The sequence below is a fragment of the Sphaerisporangium sp. NPDC051011 genome (genome assembly GCF_040653595.1).
Taxonomy (GTDB): Bacteria; Actinomycetota; Actinomycetes; order Streptosporangiales; family Streptosporangiaceae; genus Sphaerisporangium.
The window spans coordinates 296,607-322,488 of the sequence record NZ_JBFAGG010000006.1; the positions used below are offsets into that span (position 1 = coordinate 296,607).

Genomic DNA, 25,882 nt, shown 5'->3' on the forward strand with positions numbered 1-25,882 from the left:
CCCGCGGCTAGTCGTACTCCAGATCCGGCAATGACGACGGCGGATCCGGGCTTCGCCACACGACCACGTATTCGGAATACCGGGAGTACCCGGAGTGGCCCGCGTGCCCCGCAGCGCCGGCGTTGCCTCCGGAGGCGGCGTGCGCGGACGTCGCCGCGTCGCTCAGCCGCTCCAGGTCGAACTCCGGCAGATACCGCAGCCGCGCCAGGAAGGTCGCGTCGGTGGCGGAGCGCGGCACCACGCACCCCTGGCCGTCGCGGTCGAGCAGGACGATCAGCATGTCGGACTCGGTGACGCCGCCGACGCGGACCTCGACCACGTCCTCCCACGCGAGGGCCTCGACACTGCCGTCGGCGTAGTGACGGGTGACGCCCTCTTCGGTGACGTACACGTAAGAGTCCGGCACTGAGTTGCCGTGCATGGGCGCGATTGTGACGACTTCCGAGGCGTCCTCGCAAGAGAAGCGGCTAATCAGCACCCCAGGCGTGCACGAGGTGAGCGGCCGTCGCGCGGCGCGCGGCCTCGGCCGGACCTGCGGTGATGGCGTCCAGCAGCGCGCGGTGCTCGTCCACGAGTCTCGCCCTGTCGTGATATATCGCACGAAGGCGGACGAGCCCGAGCCGGGTTTCGGCCGCCAGCGCGGCGTACAGCCGTTCCAGGCGCGGGCTGCCCACGGCGAGGATCAGCTCCTCGTGGAACGCCATGTGCTCGGCGACGACGTCGGCCCACGGCGCGTCAGCCGCGAGGGCCGCCATGCGCGTCAGCGCGGCGTCCGCCCGCGGCACCGGCCGGCCCGCCAGCGCGGCCGCCATGAGATCCTCCAGGGGACGCCGGACGTACATCAGATCGTCCAGGTCGGCGAGCGTGACGTCGGGCACGTACGCGCTGCGGTTGCGCTCGCGGCGGAGCAGCCCCTCGTGGACCAGGACGGCGAGGGCCTCGCGGACGGTCGGGCGCGCCACACCGTACAGGGCCGACAGCTCCTGCTCGGGCAGCGCGGTGCCGGGGGCTATCTCACCGGAGAGCACGCGCCGGCGCAGGGCGTCCGCGAGCGCGTCGACGGTCGAGACGGGGCGCAGTTTCACGCCGACGATTGTGCCGTCACGGCCGGCTCGGCGGGGACCGGCCCGGATGGTTCGGGCCGGGCCGGGTCGGGCCGGGCGACCACGACCAGGGCCGCCCCGAGCAGGGCGAGCCCCGCCCAGGAGACCGCGGTGAGCCGCTCGTGCAGGACGGCGAGGCCGAGCAGGGCCGCCACGGCGGGCTCGGCCAGGGTGAGCGTGGCGGCGCGGGCGACCGGCGTGGCGCGCAGGCCGCGCCCGTAGAGGAAGGCGGCCAGCGCCGTCGTGACGCAGCCGAGGTAGACGGCGGCGAGCAGCGCGTGCGGCTCGCCGAGCCACGCGATGCCCCTCCAGAGGAGGATCGGCAGCATCACCACCGCCGCGCCGCCGAACATGACCGCCATCACGGCGTTGGACGGCGCCCCGGCCGCGATGGCGCGCGAGGCGGCCACCGCGTAGAAGGCGTACAGCAGTCCCCCGGCCAGCGCCAGCAGGACGCCCAGCGGGTCGACGCCGACCGCCTCGCCGCCCGACACCAGCGCGGCGCACCCGGCGACGGCGGCGGCGGTCGCGAGGGCCCAGCGGCGGCCGGGGCGCCTGCGGTCGTAGGCCCAGGAGAGAAGGCCGGTGAAGACGGGGCCGCTGCCGATCGCGACGACGGTGCCGACGGCGACGCCGGTGCGGGTGACGGCGCCGAAGAAGCAGAGCTGGTACGCGGCGGCGGCCGCGGCGGCGAGGGCCAGCGGCAGCGTACGGCCCCGGGCGAGCAGGCGCCGGGCGGGACGGACGGAGACGGCGGCGAGGACCGTTCCGCCGATGACCAGCCGGGCGGCCGCGAGCGCGATCGGGTCGGCCGGTCCGGCGAGCGCGAGCGTCCCCGCCGTGCCCGCGGTCCCCCAGAGGACGGCGGCGGCGATCACGCCCGCGGGACCGGCGGCGGCGCCACGGAAGGGGCCGCGCTTGGCGGGGATGGACACCATGCGGATATTGTCTGACAACTAGACATCTGCCGCAACGGAGGAGTGGGTTTCGGTCGGAAATAACGCATGATTCGTTGTTTAAGGACCCTGTCTCCCTCACACCCACGTTGGTACTGTTTCGCCACCAATCACCCGCGTGTAACGATGCGGCTCCCCAGCGAGGTCTCATGGGTGGGCGTACGAGATCCATCAAGTTCAAGATCCTGACCCTGGCGCTGGTGCCAATGATCTCCCTGGTCGGGGTCTGGGCCTTCGCGGCGACGATCACCGTGCAGAGCGGGCTCGACCTCCTTCAGGTACAGACGATCTACACCCGCGTGATCATCCCGGCGGAGAACCTGTCGACGCAGCTCTACCGCGAGCGCTACGAGTCGCTGGCCTACCTGGGATCGCGCTCCGGCGACCGCACCGCCCTGGAAGCCCAGCGGGCCAGGACCGACCAGGCCCGTGCCATGCTTGAACACGACGCGCTCCCGGGCGGCGTTCAGGACGCGCCGGACATGCCGATCTACCGGCGGGCGATCGAGCTGATCACCGTCACCGGCCGGCTGCCCGACATCCGCGCCCGCGTCGACGCCAGGAGCTTCACGCCGCTGCTCACGCTGGACGCCTACGACGTGTTCGCCGACGCCGTCGCCCGCGTCTACGGCAGCGTGCGCCTCGCGGGCGACCCCGAGCTGGGCGCCCTGACGCGGGCCGTCATGCTCATCGACCGCAGCCGCGACCTCATGTGGCAGCAGGCGGCCCTGGTCGTGGCCACCGTGGGCACAGGGACGATGAGCGCCGACGAACGGACCGCGTTCGCCGCGATGGTCACCAAGCGCCGCCTTCTGTACGACATGGGGTTCGAACTCCTGGACGACGAGCTGCGCCAGCCGTACCTGGTGCTGCAGAACTCCCACGCCTACACGAAGTTCTCCTCCATCGAGGACCAGATCAGCCAGGACGTCACCCCCGGCAGGGCGCTGCCCGCCGCCTCGGCGAACTGGGCCGAGAACGTCCAGGCCATCACGGGGCTCTTCGAGCGGCAGAACAGGGTCGCGGCGAGTCAGATCATCGACCGCGCCAAGCCGATCGCGATGGGCATCCTGTGGCGGATCGGCGTCGCCGCCGCGCTCGGCCTGATCGGCATCGGCTTCTCGCTGTGGGTATGCGTCCGCTTCGGCCGGCGCATCACCGCCGAGCTGGTGATCCTGCAGAGCGTCGCGCTGGAGCTGGCCAACCGCAGGCTCCCCTCGGTCGTGCGGAGGCTGCGGCGGGGCGAGGACGTCGACGTCGCCGCGGAGACCCCGCCGATCGCCACGGGCACCACCCAGGAGATCGTCATCGTGGGGCAGGCGTTCACGTCCGTGCAGACGACCGCGGTCGAGGCCGCCGTCGGGCAGGCGCAGATCCGCAAGGGCGTCGGCAAGGTGTTCCTCAACCTCGCGCGCCGCAACCAGTCGCTGCTGCACCGCCAGCTCTCGATGCTGGACGCCCTCGAACACAAGGTCACCGACCCCGACCTGCTGGACGAGCTGTTCGGCATCGACCACCTGACCACGCGCATGCGCCGGCACGCCGAGGGCCTGATCATCCTGTCCGGTGCGGTCCCCGGGCGCGGATGGCGCACTCCGGTGCCGATGTTCGACGTCGTCCGCGCGGCGGTCGAAGAGGTGGAAGACTATCTGCGCGTGCACGTCGCCGTGCCCGAGGACATGGCGCTGAGCGGCAACGCCGCCACCGACGTCATCCACCTGCTCGCCGAGCTCGTGGAGAACGCCACGATCTTCTCGCCGCCGCACACCCACGTCGAGGTGCGCGGCGAGGCCGTGGCCCGAGGGTTCGCGATCGAGGTCGAGGACAGGGGGCTCGGGCTGAGCCCGGAGGAGATGGACGAGATCAACGCGAGACTCGCCGATCCGCCCGAGTTCGACCTCGCCGACAGCGACCGGCTGGGCCTGTTCGTCGTGGGCCGCCTGGCCGCGCGGCGCGACATCCGCGTCTCGCTGCGCGTCTCGCCGTACGGCGGCACGACGGCGATCGTCCTCATCCCGGAGGACCTGGTCACCCCGGCCGAGTCCGTCCCCCGGGAGCACTACTCGGTGGAGCGGATCGCGGCCATCGAGGCCGGCACGGGCCACGCCCGCCAGCCCGGGGGCAGGACGCCCGGCGGCCTCGCGGTCGCGGGCGGCTCAGGCGACCGGGAAAACGACGGGGAAGACGGGGAAGCGGCGGCGCGGAACACCACGGACGGGAACGGCGGGCGCGCGGCGAACGGGCGTCCCAAGGGCACCGCGGGCCTCCCCCACCGCGTGCGGCAGGCGAACCTCGCCCCGCAGCTGCGCGACGCCGCCACGCCGCAGCCCGGCGGCGCGGCGGAAGGCCCCGGCGGCGGGGAGCACCTTGAGCCGACCCCCGACATGTTCTCCTCGTTCCGGGCAGGCTGGCAGCGCGCGCGCGACGGAGAGGAGGACCGGACGTGAACGACGGCGGTGAGCGCTGGCTCGACCAGGACGCCGGCCCCATCATCCGCCCCTACACCGTCACGCGGGGCCGCACCCGCCCCACGGGGCCCGCGTTCGACATGGTGGCGATCGTACGAGCCGTCCCCGGCGGGCGGCCCCAGCCGGGGCTCGGCCCCGAGCACCTGCGCGTCCTGCGCATGTGCGCGGCGCCGACGTCGGTGGTCGACCTGGCCTCCGAGAGCGGCCTGTCGCTCGGCGTGGTCCGCGTCCTGCTGGGCGATCTACGCGACCAGCAGCTCGTCACCGTACGCGCCCCGGCGAACGTGTCGCAGCTTCCGGAGGAACACATCCTGCGCGAGGTGATCCAGGGCCTGCGGGCCTTGTGACCCCTACGTCCGGGCGGGCGATCCGCACGGGCTCGTCATGGATCACGGGTCCCCTCCCTGCCCGGAGGGAACCCGTGCCATGTCCGCTAGCTCTTGATCGTGTAGCTGTCGCCGTAGACCTTCCAGGTCAGCGGCGGGTTGAGGTCGAGGTTGCCGGCCTTGAGGAAGACCCGCTGCTCGGTGTCGACCCGGCTGGTGTCGCTGTGGGCCTCCTCGGTCTTCATGGCGGCCTTGCGGGCGTCCAGGAAGGCGTTGAGGTAGGTCGTCTCGTTGCCGCCCTGGGCGGGGGTCTTGGCCTTCTTCATGGCCGTCTTGCGGATGCCGCCGAAGCTGACGCTGTCGTTGCCCGGCCCGTGCATGACGATGGCGTCGTAGTAGATGAACTGGCCGAGGGCCCGCAGGCCGTCCGCTTTGGCCTGCTGGACCGCCGGGTTGAAGTAGACCCGGTCGCGCTCGTCGTTCTGCGCCTTCTGGAAGACCGAGTCCTTGGCGGCGGTCGCCCAGTCCTTGGTGAAGTTGGGGTCAAGGCCGCTGTGGGAGTCGCTGCCGTTGACCCTGCGCAGCGCCGGGAGGTACTTGGCGAGGACGTTGCCCGGCTTGCGCTGCGTGTAGAGCTCGACGAGGTCGAGCATGTCGCCGGTGCCGGAGCAGAAGCCGATGATCCCGGCCGTGTAGCCGCGGCCGTCGTCGATGTCCTCGATGTACTTGTACTGCGCCTTCCAGTCGAGCGAGGAGTTCTCCGCGCTCGACACCAGCTGCATGGCGATGTCCTTCTTGTGGGGGTCGGTGAGGTCCACGGCCGCCGCACGCGCGGGGGCGGACATCACCGAGGCGGCCGCGTGTGCGGTGCCGCCGATCCCAACCGCGCCGACGACGGCCGGGACGAGCGCCGCGGCCAGCACGGGCGCGAGCAACGCGGCCCTGCGGGGGGTGGTTTGCGGGGGGATGCGCACCTGTCTCTCCGTTTCGCCGCTCCTGACGAGGGTGTGCGCGAGCCGGGTACGGCCGTCTCGCGCCGCCGGGAGGCTGTGGCGGTCTGGCCGGAGACGGGGGCGCCTCCGGCGAAGTTAGGAAAGTTACCTAACAAATGGAAGCACTAGGACCACATATGTGTCAACGGCCCCGTGCGTTCACATCGGAGGCGACCCGCGGCCCGGACGTCCCAGCGGGCGAGCGCTTTCCCAACCACGCGCCCGGGTCATGCGGACCCCCATGAGGGAGGCCTCAACGTAAAGAAACGGTACCTATTTGGGCGGAATGGGTAGCGATGTGGGTAGATGTCCCGTTACTAGGTATGGGGTCGTCGGGAGATGCTCGACGTGTTGGCAAAGAACGCCACGAAGAGACCAATCGGATCAGGTGCCAGCCATGTGTCAACACCAACCTCAGTGCCCGCCGGCGGATGCCGTCGATCACGAAGCCGCCTGCCTGGTGGCGTTCCACCCCGAGCAGGGGTGGGGCCTGCTGTGCAACGGCGTGGTGGTCTTCGACGACACAGGCGAACTCCTGCCGGACGGTCGCAGCGTTCCTCCACTCCACCAGGTCCCCTACGGGCGCGAAGCGTACGAACGGGCGGCATGACGATGACAATGACGATGACCGAGAGAGCACCCGCGATGGACACCTTGCGCCGTTTCGGCCCGGTGCTCCACATCCGCCCGGCCCGCCCCCGCGGCAGGCAGGCGACGTGGGTCCTGCTCCCCGAGCCGGCCACCGTGCCGCAGACCCGCAGGCGGGTTCGCCACCTGCTGGCCGCCTGGGGCATCGGGGAGCAGGGCGACCAGGCCGGCATCATCGAGCTGCTCGTCAGCGAGGTCGTCACCAACGCCATGCGCCACGCGTGGGCGGCCGTCATGACCGTGACCATGGTCGACGGCGTGCTCCGGTGCGAGGTGCAGGACACCAACCCCGCGTTCCCGCGGGTGTGCGAAGCCCACGACGGCGACGAGGGCGGTCGCGGGATGTACCTCATGGAAGCGCTTTCCGGTTCCTGGGGCACCTACCGCGTCCCCACCGGCAAGGTCGTCTGGTTCGAACTGCCCGTCACCGAGGAATCCGCGGCCCGCACGGCCGAGGACGCCGAGCGGACCGCGTGAGGCCGTGCCGCGTGAGGCCGTACAAGGAACGGTGATGCAGACATGAGAGAGACGCGAAGACCGGACGACCAGGGCGTGGACCCGCCGAACGCCGCCGGGAGGCTACACGCCCACCGGCGCGTCCGCGTCCGCAGGCAGCGCGCCCGCGCCGCCGCGGAGGACATGCCCGACCTGCGGACCCCGTCCGGACGCGTCCTTCCTTACTGAGACCGTACGGCAAAGGCTTACCGCCCCGGCTCGGAATGGGCCGGTCTCCCCTCGATCCCCTGGCTTCCCCCACCGCACCGGGGCTGAGACGGACCGCCCACACCACTCAGCCCCGGTGCCCCCTTCTCAGGCCTCAGGGCCTCGGGCTCTCGGGTTTCAGGACTCGGGCGAGGCGCCGCGCCGCCGGGACGCGGTGCCGTCCCAGGCCCGTCTCTGCTCGGCCACCCACACCGCGATCTGCGCCCGCGAGTGGAACCCGAGCTTGCCCAGGATGTGCTCGATGTGCCCCTCCGCCGTGCGCTGGGCGATGACCAGCCGCGCGGCGATCTCCTTGTTGCTCAGCCCCTCGGCGACGAGCCGGGAGATCTCGGTCTCCCTGCGCGTCAGCGGCGAGGGGGCCGCCTCGGGCGCGCCCACGGACTCCAGCCCGGGCGCGGGCTCCTCCATCGCGTACGCGAGCACCTCGTCCAGGGACAGCCGGGCGCCCTGCGCGGCCGAGGCGCGGTACGCCGGTTCGCCGAGCGCGTCCCGCGTCCGCGTCATGGACTCGTCGTGGTACCGCGTCAGGTACCTGAAGACCGACAGCCGGTGGCCCACGGCCTGCCAGATGCCGTCCAGCGCCCCGAACAGCCGGGCCGCCCGCTCATGGTCACCCTCGCCCGAGGCCGTCCACGCCAGCGCCTCCAGGCAGACCCCCACGCCGATCCAGTCGTCGATCGAGCCGTTGACGCGCAGCCCCTGCTTCACCATGACCGAGGCGCGCGCGCTGTCCCCCTGGCGCCAGACCTCGATGCCGAGCGCCATCAGCGCGTACGCCTTGTGCCAGAGCTCGCCGCGGGCCTCGCAGATCTCCAGCGCCTCCTGGCCGCAGCTCAACGCCCGCGCGGAGTCTTCCTCCAAGGAGTACGCCAGGCACAGCCGGGTCAGCGCCACCACTTCGCCCACCTCGTCGTGGGCGGCGCGGTGGGACGCCAGGGCCTCCTCGAACATCTTGATCGCCGGGCCGGTGTGGCCCTGGTAGAGCGACGCCACCCCCGAGAAGAGCGTGGCGTAGGCGAGCACCTGGTCCAGACCCAGCCGCTCGCCGATCCGGCGGCTCTCCATCAGCATCGGGACGGCCACGGCATCGTCCCCCTGCATCAGCGCGAGCCAGGCGTCCGCCCACAGTGCCCGCGCCCGCAGCTCGTCCTGCTCGACGACCGCGAGGAGTCCGCGGTCCAGCCAGTGCCGCCCCTCCCGGACCTGCCGGCTGGCCTTCCAGTGGAACACCAGGTCCGCGGCCATCTCCAGGCCCTCCCGCGCCTCCTCGTGCCCTCCCTGCTCGAAGCAGTACGCCAGCGCGCCGCGCAGGTTGGCGTTGTCGAGCCGCAGCCAGGCCAGCCACTCCACCTGGTCCGCGGTGAACACGTGCGCCCGCGCCCGCCCGGCCAGCTCGCGGTAGTAGGCGCTGTGCCGCCGCCGCAGCGCGTCCTCGGCGCCGGCCTCGGTGAGCCGGTCCCTGCCGTACTGCCTGATCGTCTCCAGCAGCCGGTACCTGACCCCCGACGGCGCCTCCTCGCGCAGCAGCACGGAATTCTCCACCAGCCCGCTGACCAGGTCGACGACGTCCTCGCGCGCGATGCCGTCGCCGGAGCACACCGCCTCGGCGGCCTCCAGGTCGAGCCCGCCGAAGAAGACCGAGACGCGGGCCCACATCAGCTGTTCCGGCTCGGTGCACAGGTCGTAGCTCCACTCGACGAGCGCCCGCAGCGTCTGGTGCCGGGGCGGCACCGCGCGGGACCCCGAAACGAGCAGCCGGAACCGGTCGTCCAGCCGGTCCAGGAGCTGCCGGACCGACAGCGCGCGCAGCCGCACGGCGGCGAGCTCGATCGCCAGCGGGATGCCGTCCAGGCACCGGCAGATGCGTTCCACGGCGTCCCGGTTGGCGTCCGTGACCGCGAACTCGGGAAGCACGGCCTCGGCCCGATCGACGAACAGCCGTACGGAGTCCACCTGGGTGAGCGAGTCGACGGACATCCTCCGGCCGCCCTCCTCGGGTAGCGGCAGCGGGAGCACCGCCAGCGTCCGCTCGCCGCCGACGTGCAGCGGCCGCCTGCTGGTGGCGATCACGCGCAGTTCGGGCGCGCAGGCGAGCAGTTCCTCGATGAGGACCGCGCAGTCGTGCGCGAGGTGCTCGCAGTTGTCGAGGATCAGCAGCGCCTTCTTGCCGGACAGGTGTTCGGTGAGCCGGTCCAGGCACGGCAGGCCGCCCTCCTCGGGCATGCCCAGCACGTCCTCGACGGCCAGCGGGAGCAGTTCGGGGTCGCCGAGACTGCTCAGGTCGGTGAACCACACACCGTCGGGGAAGGCCCGCCCGACCTCGGCGGCGATGCGGCAGGCCAGCCGGGACTTGCCGACCCCGCCCACGCCGGTGAGGGTGACCAGCCGGGACTTCGACAGCAGCGACCTGGTCTCGGCGAGCTCGCGCCGACGTCCGACGAAGCTCGTGACCTCGGCCGGGAGCCCGTGCGTCCGCCGGGACCTCGTGGTGCTCACCGCCATCGCGCCCATCCCGATCTTTTCGTGCCTCACCCGCCGACCCGTATCCGCCAAAGCACGCAAGTCGGCATAAGTCAGGTTATGTCCGGCGTCGATCGCTACGCACGTATACGACGCACCGATACCCCCAGCGGTTCGCAAAGCTTTGATGTACCCGGGTAGCCCCGGAAAACCCGACAAGAGGTGTCGTATATCGCTGGGAGCATCCCCTTCATGACATCGACACACGAACCGGTGGCAGGGCCACCACAGGGGCCACCGCAGCGGCCACCGCAAGGGCCGCCGGAGCGGCCGCTCGACGGCAGGGTCGCCCTTGTGGCGGGGGCCACGCGCGGCGCCGGCCGGGGCATCGCCCGGGAACTCGGCGCGGCGGGCGCGACGGTGTACGTCACCGGCCGCTCCACGCGCGCGTCCCGCTCGGAGATGAACCGGCCGGAGACGATCGAGGAGACCGCGGAGCTGATCAACGAGGCCGGGGGCACCGCCATCGCCGTCCGCGTCGACCACCTCGAACCGGACCAGGTACGGGCGCTCGCCGAGCGCGTGGACGGCGAGCGGGGCCGCCTCGACATCCTCGTCAACGACATCTGGGGCGGGGACGCCCTGTTCGAGTGGCAGAGCAAGCTGTGGGAGCACGACCTGGACGCCGGGCTGCGCCTGCTGAGGCTCGCCGTGGACACCCACCTGATCACCGGCCACTACCTGCTGCCGCTGCTGATCAGGCGGCCGGGCGGGCTGCTCGTGGAGGTCACCGACGGCACCGCCGAGTACAACGCCGCCAACTACAGGCTGTCGGCGTTCTACGACCTCGCCAAGTCCTCGGTGATCAGGCTCGCGTACGGCCAGGGCGAGGAGCTGAGGCCGTACGGCTGCACCGCCGTGGCGCTCACCCCCGGCTGGCTGCGCTCGGAGAACATGCTCGACATCTACGGGGTCACCGAGGAGACCTGGCGGGACCACGTCGCCCGCGACCCGCACTTCGGCATCTCCGAGACGCCCGCCTACGTCGGGCGGGCCGTGGCCGCGCTCGCCGCCGACCCCGATGTGGCCCGCTGGAACGGGCGGTCCCTGTCCAGCGCCGGGCTCGCCCAGGTGTACGGCTTCACCGACCTGGACGGCAGCCGCCCGGACGCGTGGGCCTACATCACCGAGGTCGTCGACGGGGGCAAGGTGGCGAGCGCCGACTCCTACCGCTGACCTACGCGACCCTCCGCCGGCCGGGGCCCGCGCGATCGTCGCCGCCGGAGCCCGGCGCCGCTCGCCACGCCAGGAGGCTCAGGGCCGCTCGGCGCCGGGGCCGTACAGCGCGGCCATGCGCCGTGCGGCCTCGGCGACCTGGGCGCGCAGCCCGGGCGGGTCCAGGACCTCAGCCTCGGGGCCGAGCCGCAGCAGCATCCCGTAGGCGACCTCCAGCGACTCGACCGGCAGGCGGGTGACCACGCGGCCCAGTTCGTCGGGCTCACCCGCCGCGTCCAGGGCGATCCGCCCGGCCGGCGGCGCGACGGCGTTCGGCAGCGCCCGGATCCCGAGGGGCGTGAGGCGGACGGTGACGTGGTCGGTGAGCAGCGAGGCCAGGAAGTCCGACACCCCGGCCGTCCAGAACGCCAGCAGGTCGAACGCGTCGTCGCGCGCGAAGTGCTCGCCGGTCGGCGTGACCGCCGCGACCCGGTCCGCGCGGTAGGTCCGGCAGCGGTCGGCCGTCACGCCCTCGGGGCTCCCCGGGAGGCTCGCGGGGCCACCGGAGGGGCTCTCGGGCACGTGGGCGACCAGGTACCAGACGCCGTTCTTGAGCACGAGCCCGTACGGGCGGACCACGCGGGTCACCTCCCGGCCGCGCCGGTAGCGCAGCTCGACCACCTCGTCCCGCCACACCGCCCGGGCGAGCGCGGCGAGCAGCGGCGGCGGCTCGGCCTCGGTGAACCAGCCCGGTGCGTCGAGGTGGAACCGCTGGCCGGCCCGCGCGGAGGCGTCCCGCAGGTCCGGCGGGAGCGCGGCGAGCACCTTCAGCCGGGCTGCGGACACCGCGTCGGCGAGCCCCATGTCCTGGACCGGCCCGGTGAGCCCGGACAGGAACAGTGCCTCGGCCTCCGGCCTGCTGAGGCCCGTCAGCCGCGTGCGGTACCCGCCGATCAGCCGGTACCCGCCCCGGCGCCCCCGGTCGGCGTACACCGGCACGCCCGCGGCCGACAGCGCCATCACGTCGCGGGCGATCGTGCGCGGGGAGACCTCCAGCTCGCGGGCCAGTTCGGCGGCCGTCATCGTCTCGCGCGACTGCAGCAGCAGGAGAACGGAGATCAACCGCGAGGCGCGCATGCTCCCATCCTGGCCGCTCCGCGCTGATGTGCGGGACCGCGCGTGTGACGCGTGGGCAGCGAATCTACGAAGACCACACCAAAGATCATGGGAACTGGCCGCGCGATCAACGATTGGCCCCGAGATCGGCCGCGCGCCCCCCGTCCCGGCGCCGATCGGCATGGAATGGCACAGAGGGCGGTCATCGGACGGGAAACGCGGTTTCACGCGGGGCCCGCCGGGAGAGGCGATCGTGAATACGCCGCGAATTCCGGAGAACATGGGAACGCGGACCGCCGGACCGCCTGACCGCGATTTGATGAACCGCTTGGCGGACGCGAGGCGCGACGCCGTGAACGCTCTTTTACCCGGCCGCCTTCACTCGCGGGTTTTCTTTTGCCCACCGCCCGGCGGGATGCCCGTCACGGCGCGATTCCGATGCCGACGCCGGGACGTCCCCCGTGTTCGCGTGGACGCCGGGCCTGCTCGCCGCCGACCCTTTGACGGATACCCTACAGCCACTGACCTGGGCGAACGATCGACCAGGCGGCCCAGGCATGAGCCTCGCTTTACCGCCGCGCGACTTTATCGCGGCGGGTTCCCCCGGCCGCGCCGCCGTCCGCCGTACCCGCGAATTCGCCCGCCTTGATCACGGCCGCGACGCCCGGGTTCGCCCCCTCTACCCCGACCCGGTCCCCCGGGCGGGACTTCCGAAATGCCCGGTTAATCTGTAATCGTGGAGCAGGACGACCCGGACACCTTTTGAAAGGAACGAGCACGCCGGCACCCTTGGGAGGAGAGCCTCGATGAGTCTCGCCGAGCGCAGCGCCAAAGACGACCTATTCCTGCAGCCCAATGTTGACAGCGAACTCCCCGGCCCGCGCTCCGCGGAACTGCTCGCCCGGCAGGCCGTACGCGAGTCCGACGCCCGGACCTACCCGCGCCGCCTGCCCATCGCGGTCGCGGACGCCCACGGCAGCTTTCTGCGCGACCTCGACGGCAACACCTTCATCGACTTCCTGACCGGCGCGGGCGTGCTGTCCCTCGGCCACAACCACCCCGAGCTGGTGCGCGTGGTGACGACGCAGGTCTCCCGGCTCACCCACGGCCTCGACTTCCCCACCCCCGCCAAGGACGCGTTCACCGAGGCCCAGGTGTCGATGCTGCCCGAACCGATGCGCGACCGCATGAAGCTGCACTTCTGCGGCCCCACGGGAGGCGACGCCGTCGACGCCGCCGTCAAGCTGTGCAAGATCGCGACCGGGCGGGGCGACGTCGTCGCCTTCCAGGGCGGCTTCCACGGCAGCGGCCACGCGGCGATGGCGCTCAGCGGGCTGGTCCGGCAGAAGGCGCCGGTCGCCAACGGCGTGCCGGGCGTCCACTTCTTTCCGTACTCCTACTGCGCCCGATGCCCGCTGGACCTGGCCCCCGACACGTGCGCCACCAACTGCGTGACCTACCTCGAACGCGCGCTGAAGGACCCCAACGGCGGCGTGGCCCGGCCGGCCGCGGTCATCATGGAGATGGTCCAGGGCGAGGGAGGGGTCGTCCCCGCCCGGGAGGAGTTCGTGCGGCGCGTCCGCGACCTGACCCGCGAGCTGGACATCCCACTCATCGTGGACGAGGTACAGACCGGCTGCGGGCGCACCGGCACGTGGTTCGCCTTCGAGCGGTACGGCATCGAGCCGGACGTGATCGTCGCCTCGAAGGCCCTGAGCGGCATCGGCCTGCCGGTGGCGGTGATCTTCTACGACCGGCGGCTGGACGTCTGGGAGCCCGGCGCCCACATCGGCACCTTCCGCGGCAACCAGCTCGCGTTCGCCGCCGGGGCGGAGGCCGTGCGGATCATCCGCCGCGACGACGTGCTCGGCAACGTGCGCAGGCGCGGCGAGCAGGTCGCCGGGCGGCTCGCCCCGCTGGCCGAGAAGAACCCGTGGGTGCGCGAGGTACGCGGCCTCGGCCTGATGTGGGGGGTCGAGCTCGCCGACCCGCGCGACGGCCGCCCCGCCACCGAGACGGCGCGCCGCGTCCAGGCGGCGGCGCTGCGCCGGGGGCTGGTCATGGAGGTCGGCGGGCGCGACGACAGCGTCATGCGGATCCTCCCGCCGCTCAACGTGACCGCCGGCGTCGTCGACACCGCCTGCTCCATCCTCATCGACGCCATCGAGGAGTGCTGCCTGGTGGCGGCCTGAGGGGTTCGGCGACGACGCGCACCTGTGGGGGTTGACGGAGGCAGCATGATCAGACAGGCCAATGTCCAGGACGTCCGGCGCGCCAGGCCGGAATCCGGGCCCGCATCGGCGCCGGAGCCGGGCGGGGGCCGGCTCGGCGTCCTCTTCGAGGAGCAGTGCGACCGGCTGCGGGCCACGGGCCGCGCGGACGCCGCCGCGGTGGACGCCGGGGGCGTCGTGCTGACCTACGACGAGCTGGACGCGCGGGCCAACCGGCTGGCCCGCCATCTGATCCGGCGCGGGGCCCGCCCGGGCGACCGGATCGCGCTGCTGTCGGACCACGCCGTCCACGCCTACGTCGGCATGCTCGCCGTGCTCAAGATCAACGCCGCGTACGTGCCGCTGGACGCGGGCTTCCCGCCCGACCGCCTCGCCTACATCCTGCGCGACGCCGCCGTGCGGATGGTGCTCACCCTCGGCCACCTGCGCGACCGCGTGCCGGGCGCCGCCCTGCTGTGCCTGGACGAGGCCGAGGACGCGATCGCCGCCGAGGACGCCCGCCGCCTGACCCGCGAGGAGCACGGCGATCCGGCCGACGACCTCTGCTACATCATCTACACCTCCGGCTCCACCGGCCGTCCCAAGGGCGTCGCGGTCGAGCACGCCTCGATCTGCAACTTCGTCCGCGTCGCCGCCGCGACGTACGGGCTGCGGGCGGACGACCGCGTGTACCAGGGCATGACGATCGCCTTCGACTTCTCGGTGGAGGAGATCTGGGTGCCCTGGATGTGCGGGGCCACGCTCGTGCCGCGGCCCCCAGGCGCGAGCCTGATCGGCCGTGAGCTGGGCGAATACCTGCGCGACAACCGCGTCACCGCCCTGTGCTGTGTCCCGACCCTGCTGTCCACCCTGGACGAGGACGTCCCCGGCCTGCGCTTCCTGCTGGTCTCCGGGGAGGCCTGCCCGGCCGATCTCGTCCGGCGGTGGCACCGGCCCGGCCGCAGGTTCCTCAACGTGTACGGCCCCACCGAGGCGACGGTCAGCGCGACCTGGACGACGCTGCGCCCCGGCAGGCCGGTGACGCTCGGCGTCCCGCTGCCCACGTACTCCGTGGTGATCCTCGACCCGGACAGGCCGGAGGAGGTGCCGCCGGGCGAGCCGGGCGAGATCGGCATCGCGGGCATCGGCCTGGCCCGGGGGTACGTCAACCGGGACGACCTGACCGCGCGGGCCTTCGTCCCCGACTTCGTCGGCCTGCCGGGCAACCCGTCGGGCCGCATCTACCGGACCGGCGACCTCGGCCGGATCAACGACGACGGCGAGATCGAGTACCACGGCCGCATCGACGACCAGGTCCAGATCAACGGGTTCCGCGTGGAGCTGGCGGAGATCGGGTCCGTGCTGCTGGAGGTGCCCGGCGTAGCCCAGGCGGTCGCCGGCACCCACGAGCCGGAACCGGGCGTGGTCGAGCTGGTCGCCTACTACAGCACCCGTGACGACGCCCCGGACCTGGACCGGGAGGAGATCTACGCGCACCTGCGCCGCCGCCTCCCCCGGTACATGATCCCGGCGTACCTGGAGCCGCTGGCCGCCGTCCCGATGCTCCCGAGCGACAAGGCCGACCGCGCGCGCCTCCCCGCGCCCGCCGGGCCCCGGGGGACGGCGGGCGGGCAGGCGTACGAGGCGCCGGTGACGGTCACGGAGAAGATCCTCGCCGAGACCCTGGGCCGCGTCGCCGGGCTGGACCAGGTGTCGGTCGGCAGCCACTTCTTCGACGAGCTCGGGGCGAACTCGATGCTCCTGGCGCGATTCTGCGCCCGCGTCCGCGAGGAGGGCGGCCTGCCCCCGGTGTCGATGAAGGACGTCTACCTGCACCCCACCGTCCGGGACCTGGCCGCCGCGCTGACCGAGGCCGCGCCCATCACGGAGCCGACCACGGAGCCCGCCACGGAGCCCGCCGCCGAGCCGCCCGTCGCACCCCAGGCCGTCCCGCGCCGCGCGGGGAGCACGGCGAGGTACGTCCTGTGCGGGGCGCTGCAACTGCTGCTGTTCTTCGGCTACGCCTACTGCGGCGGGCTGGCGCTGGTCGGCGCGTACGAGTGGCTCTCGGACGCCGCCGGGCCCGCCGAGTTCTACCTGCGGGCGCTGGCGTGCGGCGGCGCGACGTTCGCGGGCCTCGCCGCCGTCCCCGTGCTGGCCAAGTGGACGCTGGTCGGCCGGTGGAAGCCGGGCGCGATCCCCGTCTGGGGCCTCGCCTACCTGCGGTTCTGGACGGTGAAGACCCTCGTGCGGCACAGCCCGATGGTCCTGTTCGCCGGGTCGCCCCTGTACCTGATGTACCTGCGGGCGCTCGGGGCGAGGATCGGGCCGGGCGCGGTCATCCTGTCGCGCCGCGTCCCGGTCTGCACCGACCTGCTCACCGTCGGGGCGGGCACGGTGATCCGCAAGGACGCGTACTTCAGCTGCTACCGGGCCCGCGCGGGCATGATCGAGACCGGGCCAGTGACCCTCGGCAGGGACGTGGTGGTCGGCGAATTCACCGTGATCGACATCGGGACGCGGATGGGCGACGGCGCGCAACTCGGCCACACGTCCTCCCTGCAGACCGGCCAGCGGGTGCCGGACGGCGAGCGCTGGCACGGCTCGCCCGCCCAGCCTGCGGACACCGACTACCGGCTCGTCGAGCCCACCGCCTGCGGCACCGCGCGCCGGCTGTGTTACGGCGCCCTGCAACTGCTCGGCACGCTGCTGGTGGTCATGCCGCTGACGATCGGCGGCGCCTACGCGCTCGGCACGTTCGTCCTGGAGCCCGCCGGGCTCGCCGGGGAGGACGCCGGCGGGTGGGGGCTGGTGGGCGAGGCGCTGGCGGCGTCGGCGCTGCTGTTCTTCGGCGTCGTGGCGGCCGGGCTGGCGCTGGTCACCACCGTGCCGCGGCTGCTGAACCTCGCGCTCACGCCCGGCAGGGTCTACCCGCTCTACGGCTTCCACTACTGGGCGCACCGCGCCGTCGCGCGGTTCACGAACTCGGCGTTCCTCAACCGCCTGTTCGGCGACAGCTCCTCCATCGTCCACTTCCTGCGCCGCCTCGGGTACGACCTGTCGGCGGTGGACCAGACGGGGTCCAACTTCGGCCTGGAGCTCAAGCACGAGACGCCGTACCTGGCCACCGTGGGCAGCGGCACGATGGTCTCCGACGGCCTGTCGATCATCAACGCGGACTACTCCAGCACCTCGTTCCGCCTCTCGCGCGCCGCGATCGGGGCGCGGACGTTCCTCGGCAACGACATCGCCTACCCCGCGCAAAGCCGGGCGGGCGACAACTGCCTGCTCGCGACCAAGGTCATGATCCCGATCGACGGCCCCGAGCGGCGTGACGTCGGGCTGCTCGGCTCGCCGTGCTTCGAAATCCCGCGCTCGGTGCAGCGCGACACCCGCTTCGACCGCCTGAAGACCGGCGAGGAGTTCCGCCGCCGCCTGGCGGCCAAGAACCGGCACAACGCCGTCACCGTCGGCCTGTTCCTGCTCGTGCGGTGGGGGTACGTCTTCGGCGCCACGCTGATCGCCATGGCGGCCACGAGCCTGTACGGCCGCTTCGGCCCGGCCGTGATCGCCGCGGACGTGCTGTGCACGCTGGCGTTCACCGGCATCTTCCTCGTGCTGGTGGAGCGCGCCTCGACCGGGTTCCGGGCGCTGCGGCCGGAGTTCTGCTCGATCTACCAGCCGTACTACTGGTGGCACGAGCGGTTCTGGAAGCTCAGCGGCACGACCCTGCTGGACGTGTACAACGGCACGCCGTTCAAGAACCTGCTCTGGCGGCTGCTCGGGGTGCGCCTCGGGCCTCGTGTGTTCGACGACGGGTGCCACATGCCGGAACGGACCCTGGTGACGGTGGGCGGCGACTGCACGTTGTCGGAGGGGGCGCTGATCCAGGCGCACTCGCTGGAGGACGGCACCTTCAAGTCCGGATATATCGTGATCGGCGGTGGATGCACGATCGGCATCAAGGCCCTCGTCCACTACGGCGTGACCATGGGCGAGGGCGCGACCCTCGACGCCGACTCGTTCCTCATGAAAGGCGAGGAACTGGCCGCCGGCGCCCGCTGGCGGGGCAACCCGGCCGTGCAGATCACGCCCTGATCAGCCGAGCAGCCGTCCGATCGGCGTCCTCACCGGGAAGCCGGACGCGGCTCGTGGGACGCGAACGTCGCCAAGCTCGCCGCGACTCAGACCGCGCGCCTCACCCGGCCGCGCGCCGGTCCCGGGCTCTGGAGGAGCGGACCCGGCGGACGAGCGTCGGCGTCAGGCCGACGAAGACGGAGGCGGCCAGGGCGGCGGCCAGCAGGATGGTGGAACGCCAGGGCCAGACCGGCCCCTCCAGGCGCAGGCCGTCGATCGGGTATTCGGAGAACTTCGCCGTGATCCTGGCCGTCGCGCGGTCGGCGTGCCGGGCGAGGTCGCGGAGCACCGGGTCGAACCCGAACTCGGCCGCCCGCCGCCCGCCCCCGGGCGTCTCGGGCACGAGCCCCCGCCCCGACGCCCAGCGCGCCAGCACCGGATCCACCGGACCTCCGGTGCCCGTTCCGGGCCCGGCCGCGCCACCTGCTTCCCCCGCCCTCGGGGTGCCCCCCGCCACGCCGGCCGCGTCGGTGCCCGGGATGAGCAGGCGGTCCAGCGCCGGAACCGCCTCGCCGGCGGGCTCGGTGACCAGGACGACGCCGTGCCGAGTGGTGACCGTCTCCTTGGCGCCGACCGGGATCGCGCGGGCGCTGAAGGAGACCCCCGAGTAGACCTCGAACGCGGCGGCGACGTCGATCTCGCCCACGCCGTCGGACAGGCCGACGCCGACCGTCGGTCGCAGCCAGGGGAAGGCCGCGTTCAGGGCGTAGGGCAGGTCGGACGGGACGAGGCGGTTCGCGGTGATCGCGGTCGGGCCGTCCAGCCTCCAGCCGGGATAGCGCAGCTCCGCGCCGATCCGCCCGGCCTCGGCCGCGCCGGCGAGCCGCTCGACCAGGCGCAGAGCCCCGACCGTGCCCGAGGTGATGCCGGCGGTCGTCGTGATCTCGCCGTCCTCGACATAGCGTTCACCACGCAGCCAGTGGACGCGTGGATAGTCGGCCCGCAGCCCGTCGATATTGGCCCAGAAGGACGTCGCCCGGTGGCCGTCGAGCACGCCGGTGGCGGCGAGAAGGGCCGAGCCCGCGCAGACGCCGAGCACGCGGGCGCCGTGCCGCGCCCGCGCGGTGATCCACGCACGCAGCGGCGCCTCGGCCGCGCCCGCCGGGTCGACGACTGCGGGGACCACGACCACGTCCGGCTCGGGGATCGCGCCGGAGTCGACCTCGTCCAGGGTGTGATCGGGCAGCAGGCGCAGCCCCCCGGACAGCGGAGCCGGAACCCGCCGGGCGGCGACGGTGTACACGACGAACCGCTCGGAACGGGAGAAGACCTCGTACGGGGCGAGGACGTCGGCCGTCACCGACCCGGCGTTGCTCACGACGACCGCGACGGTGATCTTCCCCTTGGGTATCGCCTTCGGCGCGGGCGGCGCGGCGGGCATGTCCTCACCGGCCCCGGCGTAGCTCTGCGCCATGGCGGTGGCGACGCCCGCGGCGCCGATCCCGCCCAGGGTGGCGGCCGTCAGGAGCACGGCCAGCAGCACGCGCCCGGCACGCCGCAGGACGCCTGGCGGCTTGCGGGCAGAGGGGGGCATCGTGGGGGATCGGCCCGGCAACGTGCGGGCATGGCGAGAACTGGTCATGGCGGGCTCTCTTCCGGCTTCCGATTCAGTACAGGGCTCTCCCCAGGAGGCCGGGCAGGCGGGCGCGGCCTCCTGGGGGATGGTCAGGAACGGTTCACTCGGGCGGCGGACGGCGGCATGCCGTACCGGGCCGCGAATAGTCGGCGCAGGTGGCGGGCGTCGCGGAACCCGCAGCGGACCGCCACGGCCTCCACGCCGAGGTCCGTCTCGGCGAGCAGCGCCGCGGCCCGTTCCAGGCGCAGCCGCTGCTGGTACTCCAGCGGGCTGATGCCGATCGCGGCGCTGAACGCCTTGCTCAGGCCGCGCGGGGACAGATGCGCGACGGCGGCCAGTTCGGCGAGCGTGTGCGCGGAGTCCAGATGCTGCGCGAGGTGGTCCTGGACCCGGTGGACGGCCGGATGCAGGTGGGACCGGTACCGCAGGAACGGGCTGATCTGCGCGGCGGACCCGTCCCTGCGCATGTAGATGACGAGCTCCCGGGCGACGGCGGCGGTGAGCGCGGGACCGTGGTCGCGTTCGACCAGCGAGAGCGCGAGGTCGATCCCCGCCGAGATCCCGGCGCTGGTGCTCACCGGACCGTCGTGGACGTACAGGACCTTCTGCTGGACGCGGGCCGCCGGGTAGCGCAGCCGCATCGCCTCGACCAGGGACCAGTGAGTGGTGCACCGGCGCCCGTCCAGCAGCCCGGCCTCGCCGAGCGCCGCCGCGCCGCTGCACACCGACGCGATCCTGGCCCCGTTCTCGTATGCCTCTCGCAGCCACCGCGTGACCGTGCCGGACACCAGCGGCGCTTCCGGGCGCGCCGACGTGAGCCGAGGGCCCGGCACCAGGACGAGGTCGCCAGGCGCGATCTCCGGCAGGCCGTCGAGCCCCGCGAGCCTCAGCCCCTGCGCGGACGTCGCGTCCGGCTCGGCGCCGACGAACCGCAGCCGGTACCCGGCGCCCAGGCTCGCCGCCGCGTCGAACACCTGCACCGGGCCGCCGAGGTCCAGCAGGTTCACCTGCGGCAGCACCAGCACCAGCACCAGCCCGGTGGCCTTCTGTCGCCCGTTCACGTGACCAGGCTAGGTCGCGTCGCCCGCCGCCCGGGAGGGCTGCAGGTACTGGACACCGGACGGATCAGGCACTCCCCCGCCACGAGACGCCGACGCGGGACGCGTACGCGCGCGCCTTCGCCGTGCGGACGGCCGCCGACAGCGTCTCGATGTCGTACGCGCCGTGGTGCCGCCGCCCGTTGACGAAGAACGTCGGCGTCCCGGACACCCCGCTGAGGTCGGCCGACTCGAGGTCCTCCTCGATCCGCCTGGTGCCCGCGTGCTCCTCGATGTGGGCGAGGAACCGCTCGACGTCGAGCCCGAGGTTCTCGGCGTAGCCGGCCAGGTCGGTGATCAGCAGGTCGCCCTGGTGTTCCAGCAGCACGTCGTGCATCTCCCAGAATGCCCCCTGCGCGGCCGCCGCCTCCGCGGCCTCGGCGGCGAGCCGCGCGGAAGGGTGCACGTCGTGCAGCGGGAGGTGCCGCCAGACGTAGCGCAGGTCGCCGAAGTCGGCGAGCAGCTCCCGGACGATCGGCTCGGCCTGGCCGCAGTAGGGGCACTCGAAGTCGCCGTACTCGACCAGGGTGACCGGCGCGTCCTCCGGCCCGCGCAGGTGGTCGCGGCGGGGGTCGACGGGGGCGCTGAGGTCGACGATGCTCTCGGCGGTGCCGAGCAGCGCCCGGACCTTGACCGGCTTCGGAAGCATGGCGGTCACGCGGCCGACCACCCAGGTCAGCACGCACGCCAGCAGCGCCGCGGCGAGCACGCCGAACTTGGCCTCCTCGAGTCGCTCTCCCTGGAAGGCCAGGGTGGCGATCAGCAGGGACACGGTGAAGCCGATCCCGGCGATCGTGCCGCCTCCCGCGACGGCCGCCCAGCCGACCGGCGGCCGCACGCGTCCGCGGGTCAGCCGGCTGACGAGCCACGTCGCGCCGACGATGCCGACCGGCTTGCCGAGGACGTACGCGGCGAGGATGCCGAGGGTGATCGGCGAGGTGAAGGCCCGTTCGAGGAAGCCGCCGCTGATCGGGATCCCGGCGTTCGCCAGCGCGAACAGCGGCACGATGACGTAGCTGGACCACGGGTGGTAGAGCTGGAGCAGCCGGTGGTTCGGCGAGATCGCCTGGGCCACCCCGGCGCTGGCCGAGCGGGCGAGCTCGGCGGTCGGCTGCTCGCGGAACAGCCGGAACAGGTCCGAGGCCCGTTCCAGGTCCCCGCGCGTCGCGGGCGAGGCGTAGGTCAGCAGGCCCATGGCGAGGCCGATCACGACCGGTTCGACGCCGGACATGAACAGCGCGACCCAGGCACCGACGCCGAGGATCACGTAGACGGAGCCGTTGCGCAGGCGGGTGAACTTGACCAGCAGCGTCAGCGCGAAGATCACCAGTGCGGCGAAGAGCGCGGGCCCCGAGACGTGCTCGCTGTAGAAGATCGTGATGACGGCCAGCGCGACCAGGTCGTCCACGACCGTGACGGTCAGCATGTACGTGTGCGCGCGGGCGGGCAGGCGGGACGCGACCAGGGCCAGCATGCCGAGGGCGAACGCCGTGTCGGTCGACATCGCCGCGCCCCAGCCGTGCGCCGACGGCCGTCCCGCGTTGAACAGCAGGTAGATCACGACCGGCACGACCATGCCGCCGATGCCCGCGACCACCGGCAGCAGGAGCCGGCGGCGGTCGCGCAGCTCCCCCATGTCGAACTCGCGCCGCGCCTCCAGCCCGACGACGAAGAAGAAGAACGTCATCAGGCCGGAGTTCACCCAGTGCCGCAGGTCCATCGCGACGCCGGACCCGCCGAACCGGATGGACAGGTCCGTGCTCCACAGGGCCTCGTACGAGCGCGCGTCCACGTTGGCCCAGGCCAGCGCGGCGACCGTGGCGGCGAGCAGGATCGCGGCGCTGCCCGTCTCGGTACGGAGGAACTCGCGCAGGGGCGTGTCGAATCGTCGCGCCCATGCGGTCCGTCCGGAGAGGGGGGCTGCGGCTTGCCGAAATTCCGTCACGTCTCAATCTGACGTCGAGCGGCGGCGGCGCATTCCCGCGGCCCGGCACGCCCCGGCCTGGCGGCGACGCCGAGCGCCTCCGTACGAAAGGCCCCGCATCGGCGAGATCGGGGCGGGAGCCGCGGCGGGGACGGGGATTTCGGTTGAGGTCCCCTACCTGCCGTTACGGGCGGAGGCCAGTCCCGGGGGCGCCAGGGCGAGGGCCTTCTGGATGGCCTCGATCAGGGCCAGGGCCGACTCCTCGGTCAGTTCGACCGCGACCCGCGCCGAGGGGCCTTCGTCCGGGTTGGTGAAGTCGATGTTCACCGTGTGCTCGTGGCACGCGTGGTAGGGGTGGTCGACGTAGACGAGGCCCTCGCGGACCGTGAACCAGCCCGACCCGCCCTTGCCGGCGCCGTCCAGCGCGATCTTCTCGGTGACGTAGGTGCACATACCGGTCTCCTTCTCAGGTGGCGGCGGCTCAGGCGGCGAGGTGGCGGCCGTAGAACGCGAAGATTTTCTTCCAGCCCTCCACCGCGGCGGCCGGGCGGTACGCGGGGCGGTCGACGGAGAAGAACGCGTGGCCCGCGCCCGGGAACGTGTGGAACTCGTGCTCCTTGCCCAGCTTGTCCAGCTCGGCGGACAGCACCGCCACCTCGTCCGGAGCCGGGTGGGAGTCGTCGGCGCCGAACAGGCCGAGCAGCGGGCAGGACAGGCCGGGGGCCTTCGAGAGCAGCGGCTTCACCTTGAGCGGGAACTCCGCGGGCGGGTCGTTCACGACGAACGCCCCGTAGCAGTCCACCGCCGCGTCGAGGTCGAGCGAACAGGCCACCAGGAAGGTCTGCCGTCCCCCGGAGCAGTACCCGATCACGCCGATCTTCCCGTTGGCGTGGTCGAGCGAGTTGAGGTACTCGGCGGCCCCGGCGACGTCGCCGACGACCTGCTCGTCCGGCACACCGCCCTTCGCCCGGGCAGCGGCGGCCTGGTCGTCCGGACTGACGCCGGCCCCCTCCCGCGAGTAAAGATTCGGGCATATCGCCGCGTATCCATTCGCCGCGAACCGGCGGACGATCTCCTTGTGAGCCTCGTCGTACCCCGGCATGTGGTGGATCACCACGACACCCCCGCGCGGCCGATCGTCCAGCGGCCTGGCGAGATACGCCTCCAGCCCGGCCTGCTCGTATCCCGGGATCGTGACCGTCCCGGCCCACATCGCGTCGCCCATATCTCTCCCTCTCACAGCGCAGGAGGCAATTCTGTCCCCAGTACACACCTCCGCACGCACCGCCCGTCACCTCACAGGTAACGCGAAGCGCCCGTTCATCAGGACGACAGCGGCCTCCGGGAATGCCCATCAGCCCACGGCCGCGGCGCACCTGCGCAGGGCGTCGAATCAGTTGATGGACGGGGAGGCGTACCGCACGTTGAGCTGTGATTCTCGAACGACGTCACCAAGCGCAAAAAGCGGCCATGCTAGCGTGATCACCTCCGTATTCGCTCGTTACGGATATTCGATGACCATCCCCCTGGCAGTCAGGCTCGCGCACGTGAAGATCACTCGTTGGATGGCGGGCGGCATGACCGTGGCCGCCGCGGCAGTCCTCACCTTGGTGTCCGCCGGTCCCGCGCAGGCCTTTCCCCAGGGCGCCTGCGGGAATTCGTACCGCAAAGTGGCCACCTATCCCATCGCGACGGGCGCCAAGGACGGGAATTCGTACGGCACCGTCACGCTGTACCAGAGCCCCACGGCGCACAGGAAGTGCGTGATAGCCCGGCTGGCGGACCGCTACGTCGGGAAGTCGAGCTATTTGTACGTCGCCCTCTACGTGGACAAGAACAGGAACAGAAAGTACGACGGCCCTGACATCGGAATCGCCGACGGCAGCCCGAAGTACAAGTGGTTCGCGGGCCCGGTGTACGCCCCCGCCGAAGGCCTCTGCGTCCAGTTCACCGGAGCGATCAGAATCGGTTCCCAGCCCGTCGTCCACGGAGGCACACCAGAAGGCACGTGGAAATACTGCGGCTAGCGCGGTGACCGCTTACCTTCGCCGTGCCTTTCTCACGTGCTCACCGCGTGGCTCTTCCACGGCGCCGCGTCGGAGGGAAGGCGGACGGCGAATCCGGCGCCGCCGTACGGCGGACAACCCGGTGAACGTTCGTGATCACAGCACTAGACGAACCGGCGCCTGCGAGCCGACGCGAGCACCGAATGTGGAGCGACGGCGAGGCCGGGGGAAGACGTGCCCCTCATCCGGCATAGGGGCTTTCACCTCGCCATCGCTCCAGTCCAAGGGGGCGGTCAGCTGGTAAAGGGCTGATCGCCTAGTAGAGGAAACGCTCGCCGCCCCGTGAATCGGCCGTCACGTCGGGCCGTTCCCACGCACGACCCCAGCGCGCCTCGAAACGGCGGGCGCGGGCCCGCTCGACCGCGAGGCTTTCGGCGACGGTCCAGGCGGCGCGCCTGGCCGTCCGCTTCAGGGCCGTCTCCCCAGGATCCGTGGATTCCTGTTGCCGAGGCAAGGCGCGGGAGGCGTCGTTCGCACCTTCGTACTTCACTTGGAACCAAACGGTTCGGCTCGTAGCGTCCTCGTGGACGTCCCAGCGGTACGCGAGCGCCTGCACGATCTGAAGGCCGCGCCCACCCTCGCCTAATTCGTCATCACGCACGCGCGGAACCTCCTTGCCGCCCGCGTCCACGACGTCGACGTGAATGAAGTCGTGGCAGTCTGCGATGGCAAGAGTGATCTTCCCGCCGTTCTTGGAGTCCGAATGGACTATGGAGTTCGTCACCGCTTCGGATACCAGTAACGTCACGATTTCCAGAGCGGGGTGCGCACGGCCGAGCCTCTCACCCACGAACGTGCGCGCGAGTCCGGCCGACTCGGGAATGCCCTTGAGCTCTGTGACGCCTAGCAGTCTTCCTGTTCGCAT

General features: G+C 72.2%; 21 protein-coding genes. 9 read left to right on the forward strand and 12 right to left on the reverse strand.

Going from position 1 to position 25,882, the window contains the following annotated elements:
• Positions 1–7: 7 nt before the first annotated feature.
• The 3 genes from AB0H21_RS16525 to AB0H21_RS16535 are packed head-to-tail and all read right to left on the reverse strand — an operon-like array spanning position 8 to position 2,041.
• Positions 8–421, reverse strand: coding sequence for a hypothetical protein (locus tag AB0H21_RS16525; RefSeq protein ID WP_358516996.1), 414 nt, complete (start codon positions 419–421; stop codon positions 8–10).
• Positions 422–467: 46 nt separating this feature from the next.
• On the reverse strand, positions 468–1,085 hold the full coding sequence (locus AB0H21_RS16530; RefSeq protein WP_358516998.1) for a GntR family transcriptional regulator: 618 nt from the start codon (positions 1,083–1,085) through the stop codon (positions 468–470).
• Positions 1,082–2,041 carry an EamA family transporter gene (locus tag AB0H21_RS16535; RefSeq protein WP_358516999.1) on the reverse strand — a complete coding sequence of 320 codons (960 nt, stop codon included), beginning with the start codon at positions 2,039–2,041 and terminating at the stop codon, positions 1,082–1,084. The genes AB0H21_RS16530 and AB0H21_RS16535 overlap by 4 nt, the downstream gene beginning before the upstream one ends.
• Positions 2,042–2,208: 167 nt before the next feature.
• On the opposite strand from AB0H21_RS16535, the gene AB0H21_RS16540 reads away from it, so the two are divergent.
• Both AB0H21_RS16540 and AB0H21_RS16545 read left to right on the forward strand, forming a co-directional pair.
• Entirely contained in the window at positions 2,209–4,506 is a 2,298-nt protein-coding gene (locus tag AB0H21_RS16540) for a nitrate- and nitrite sensing domain-containing protein (protein ID WP_358517000.1), read from the forward strand.
• Positions 4,503–4,874, forward strand: coding sequence for a DUF742 domain-containing protein (locus AB0H21_RS16545; protein ID WP_358517002.1), 372 nt, complete (start codon positions 4,503–4,505; stop codon positions 4,872–4,874). The genes AB0H21_RS16540 and AB0H21_RS16545 overlap by 4 nt, the downstream gene beginning before the upstream one ends.
• An 86-nt stretch (positions 4,875–4,960) precedes the next feature.
• Here the strand turns inward: AB0H21_RS16545 and AB0H21_RS16550 are convergent, their stop codons facing one another.
• Entirely contained in the window at positions 4,961–5,827 is an 867-nt protein-coding gene (locus AB0H21_RS16550) for a chitosanase (RefSeq protein WP_358517004.1), read from the reverse strand.
• A gap of 415 nt (positions 5,828–6,242) precedes the next feature.
• Here AB0H21_RS16550 and AB0H21_RS16555 point away from each other — a divergent pair, with 415 nt between their 5' ends.
• The 3 genes from AB0H21_RS16555 to AB0H21_RS16565 are packed head-to-tail and all read left to right on the forward strand — an operon-like array spanning position 6,243 to position 7,177.
• Positions 6,243–6,455 (forward strand): DUF5999 family protein, encoded by a 213-nt coding sequence (locus AB0H21_RS16555; RefSeq protein ID WP_358517005.1) that lies wholly within the window; start codon positions 6,243–6,245, stop codon positions 6,453–6,455.
• 14 nt (positions 6,456–6,469) lie between these two features.
• Positions 6,470–6,970, forward strand: a complete 501-nt coding sequence (locus AB0H21_RS16560) for an ATP-binding protein (RefSeq protein WP_358517006.1) — start codon at positions 6,470–6,472, stop codon at positions 6,968–6,970.
• A gap of 42 nt (positions 6,971–7,012) precedes the next feature.
• Positions 7,013–7,177: a hypothetical protein gene (locus AB0H21_RS16565; RefSeq protein ID WP_358517008.1), complete on the forward strand. Its 165-nt coding sequence runs from the start codon at positions 7,013–7,015 to the stop codon at positions 7,175–7,177.
• 156 nt (positions 7,178–7,333) lie between these two features.
• Here AB0H21_RS16565 and AB0H21_RS16570 read toward each other — a convergent pair whose 3' ends face one another.
• Positions 7,334–9,748: a LuxR C-terminal-related transcriptional regulator gene (locus tag AB0H21_RS16570; protein WP_358517009.1), complete on the reverse strand. Its 2,415-nt coding sequence runs from the start codon at positions 9,746–9,748 to the stop codon at positions 7,334–7,336.
• A gap of 180 nt (positions 9,749–9,928) precedes the next feature.
• On the opposite strand from AB0H21_RS16570, the gene AB0H21_RS16575 reads away from it, so the two are divergent.
• Complete coding sequence (locus tag AB0H21_RS16575) at positions 9,929–10,912, forward strand: SDR family oxidoreductase (RefSeq protein WP_358517010.1); 984 nt, start codon at positions 9,929–9,931, stop codon at positions 10,910–10,912.
• 78 nt (positions 10,913–10,990) lie between these two features.
• Here AB0H21_RS16575 and AB0H21_RS16580 read toward each other — a convergent pair whose 3' ends face one another.
• Positions 10,991–12,028, reverse strand: a complete 1,038-nt coding sequence (locus AB0H21_RS16580; RefSeq protein WP_358517012.1) for a YafY family protein — start codon at positions 12,026–12,028, stop codon at positions 10,991–10,993.
• Positions 12,029–12,813: 785 nt separating this feature from the next.
• Between AB0H21_RS16580 and AB0H21_RS16585 the strand changes: the two genes are divergently transcribed.
• Together AB0H21_RS16585 and AB0H21_RS16590 are read left to right on the forward strand one after the other, a co-directional pair.
• Positions 12,814–14,199: a diaminobutyrate--2-oxoglutarate transaminase family protein gene (locus AB0H21_RS16585; RefSeq protein ID WP_358517014.1), complete on the forward strand. Its 1,386-nt coding sequence runs from the start codon at positions 12,814–12,816 to the stop codon at positions 14,197–14,199.
• Between the two features lie 45 nt (positions 14,200–14,244).
• Positions 14,245–18,315, forward strand: a complete 4,071-nt coding sequence (locus AB0H21_RS16590) for a Pls/PosA family non-ribosomal peptide synthetase (protein ID WP_358517015.1) — start codon at positions 14,245–14,247, stop codon at positions 18,313–18,315.
• Between the two features lie 100 nt (positions 18,316–18,415).
• Here the strand turns inward: AB0H21_RS16590 and AB0H21_RS16595 are convergent, their stop codons facing one another.
• From AB0H21_RS16595 to AB0H21_RS16615, 5 genes are all read right to left on the reverse strand, one after another.
• The gene (locus AB0H21_RS16595; protein WP_358517017.1) at positions 18,416–19,936 is read right to left on the reverse strand and encodes a DJ-1/PfpI family protein; all 1,521 of its coding nucleotides are present in this window, start codon (positions 19,934–19,936) and stop codon (positions 18,416–18,418) included.
• A gap of 83 nt (positions 19,937–20,019) precedes the next feature.
• Entirely contained in the window at positions 20,020–20,991 is a 972-nt protein-coding gene (locus tag AB0H21_RS16600) for a helix-turn-helix domain-containing protein (RefSeq protein ID WP_358517019.1), read from the reverse strand.
• 64 nt (positions 20,992–21,055) lie between these two features.
• Positions 21,056–22,972, reverse strand: coding sequence for a Na+/H+ antiporter NhaA (gene nhaA / locus AB0H21_RS16605; protein WP_358517020.1), 1,917 nt, complete (start codon positions 22,970–22,972; stop codon positions 21,056–21,058).
• A gap of 153 nt (positions 22,973–23,125) precedes the next feature.
• On the reverse strand, positions 23,126–23,404 hold the full coding sequence (locus AB0H21_RS16610; protein ID WP_358517022.1) for a DUF6295 family protein: 279 nt from the start codon (positions 23,402–23,404) through the stop codon (positions 23,126–23,128).
• Positions 23,405–23,432: 28 nt separating this feature from the next.
• A complete protein-coding gene (locus tag AB0H21_RS16615; protein ID WP_358517023.1) occupies positions 23,433–24,176 on the reverse strand; it encodes a dienelactone hydrolase family protein in 744 nt (247 codons plus the stop codon).
• Positions 24,177–24,465: 289 nt separating this feature from the next.
• On the opposite strand from AB0H21_RS16615, the gene AB0H21_RS16620 reads away from it, so the two are divergent.
• A complete protein-coding gene (locus AB0H21_RS16620) occupies positions 24,466–24,978 on the forward strand; it encodes a hypothetical protein (RefSeq protein ID WP_358517025.1) in 513 nt (170 codons plus the stop codon).
• Positions 24,979–25,273: 295 nt separating this feature from the next.
• Here the strand turns inward: AB0H21_RS16620 and AB0H21_RS16625 are convergent, their stop codons facing one another.
• Complete coding sequence (locus AB0H21_RS16625) at positions 25,274–25,807, reverse strand: ATP-binding protein (protein WP_358517026.1); 534 nt, start codon at positions 25,805–25,807, stop codon at positions 25,274–25,276.
• Between the last annotated feature and the right edge of the window lie 75 nt (positions 25,808–25,882).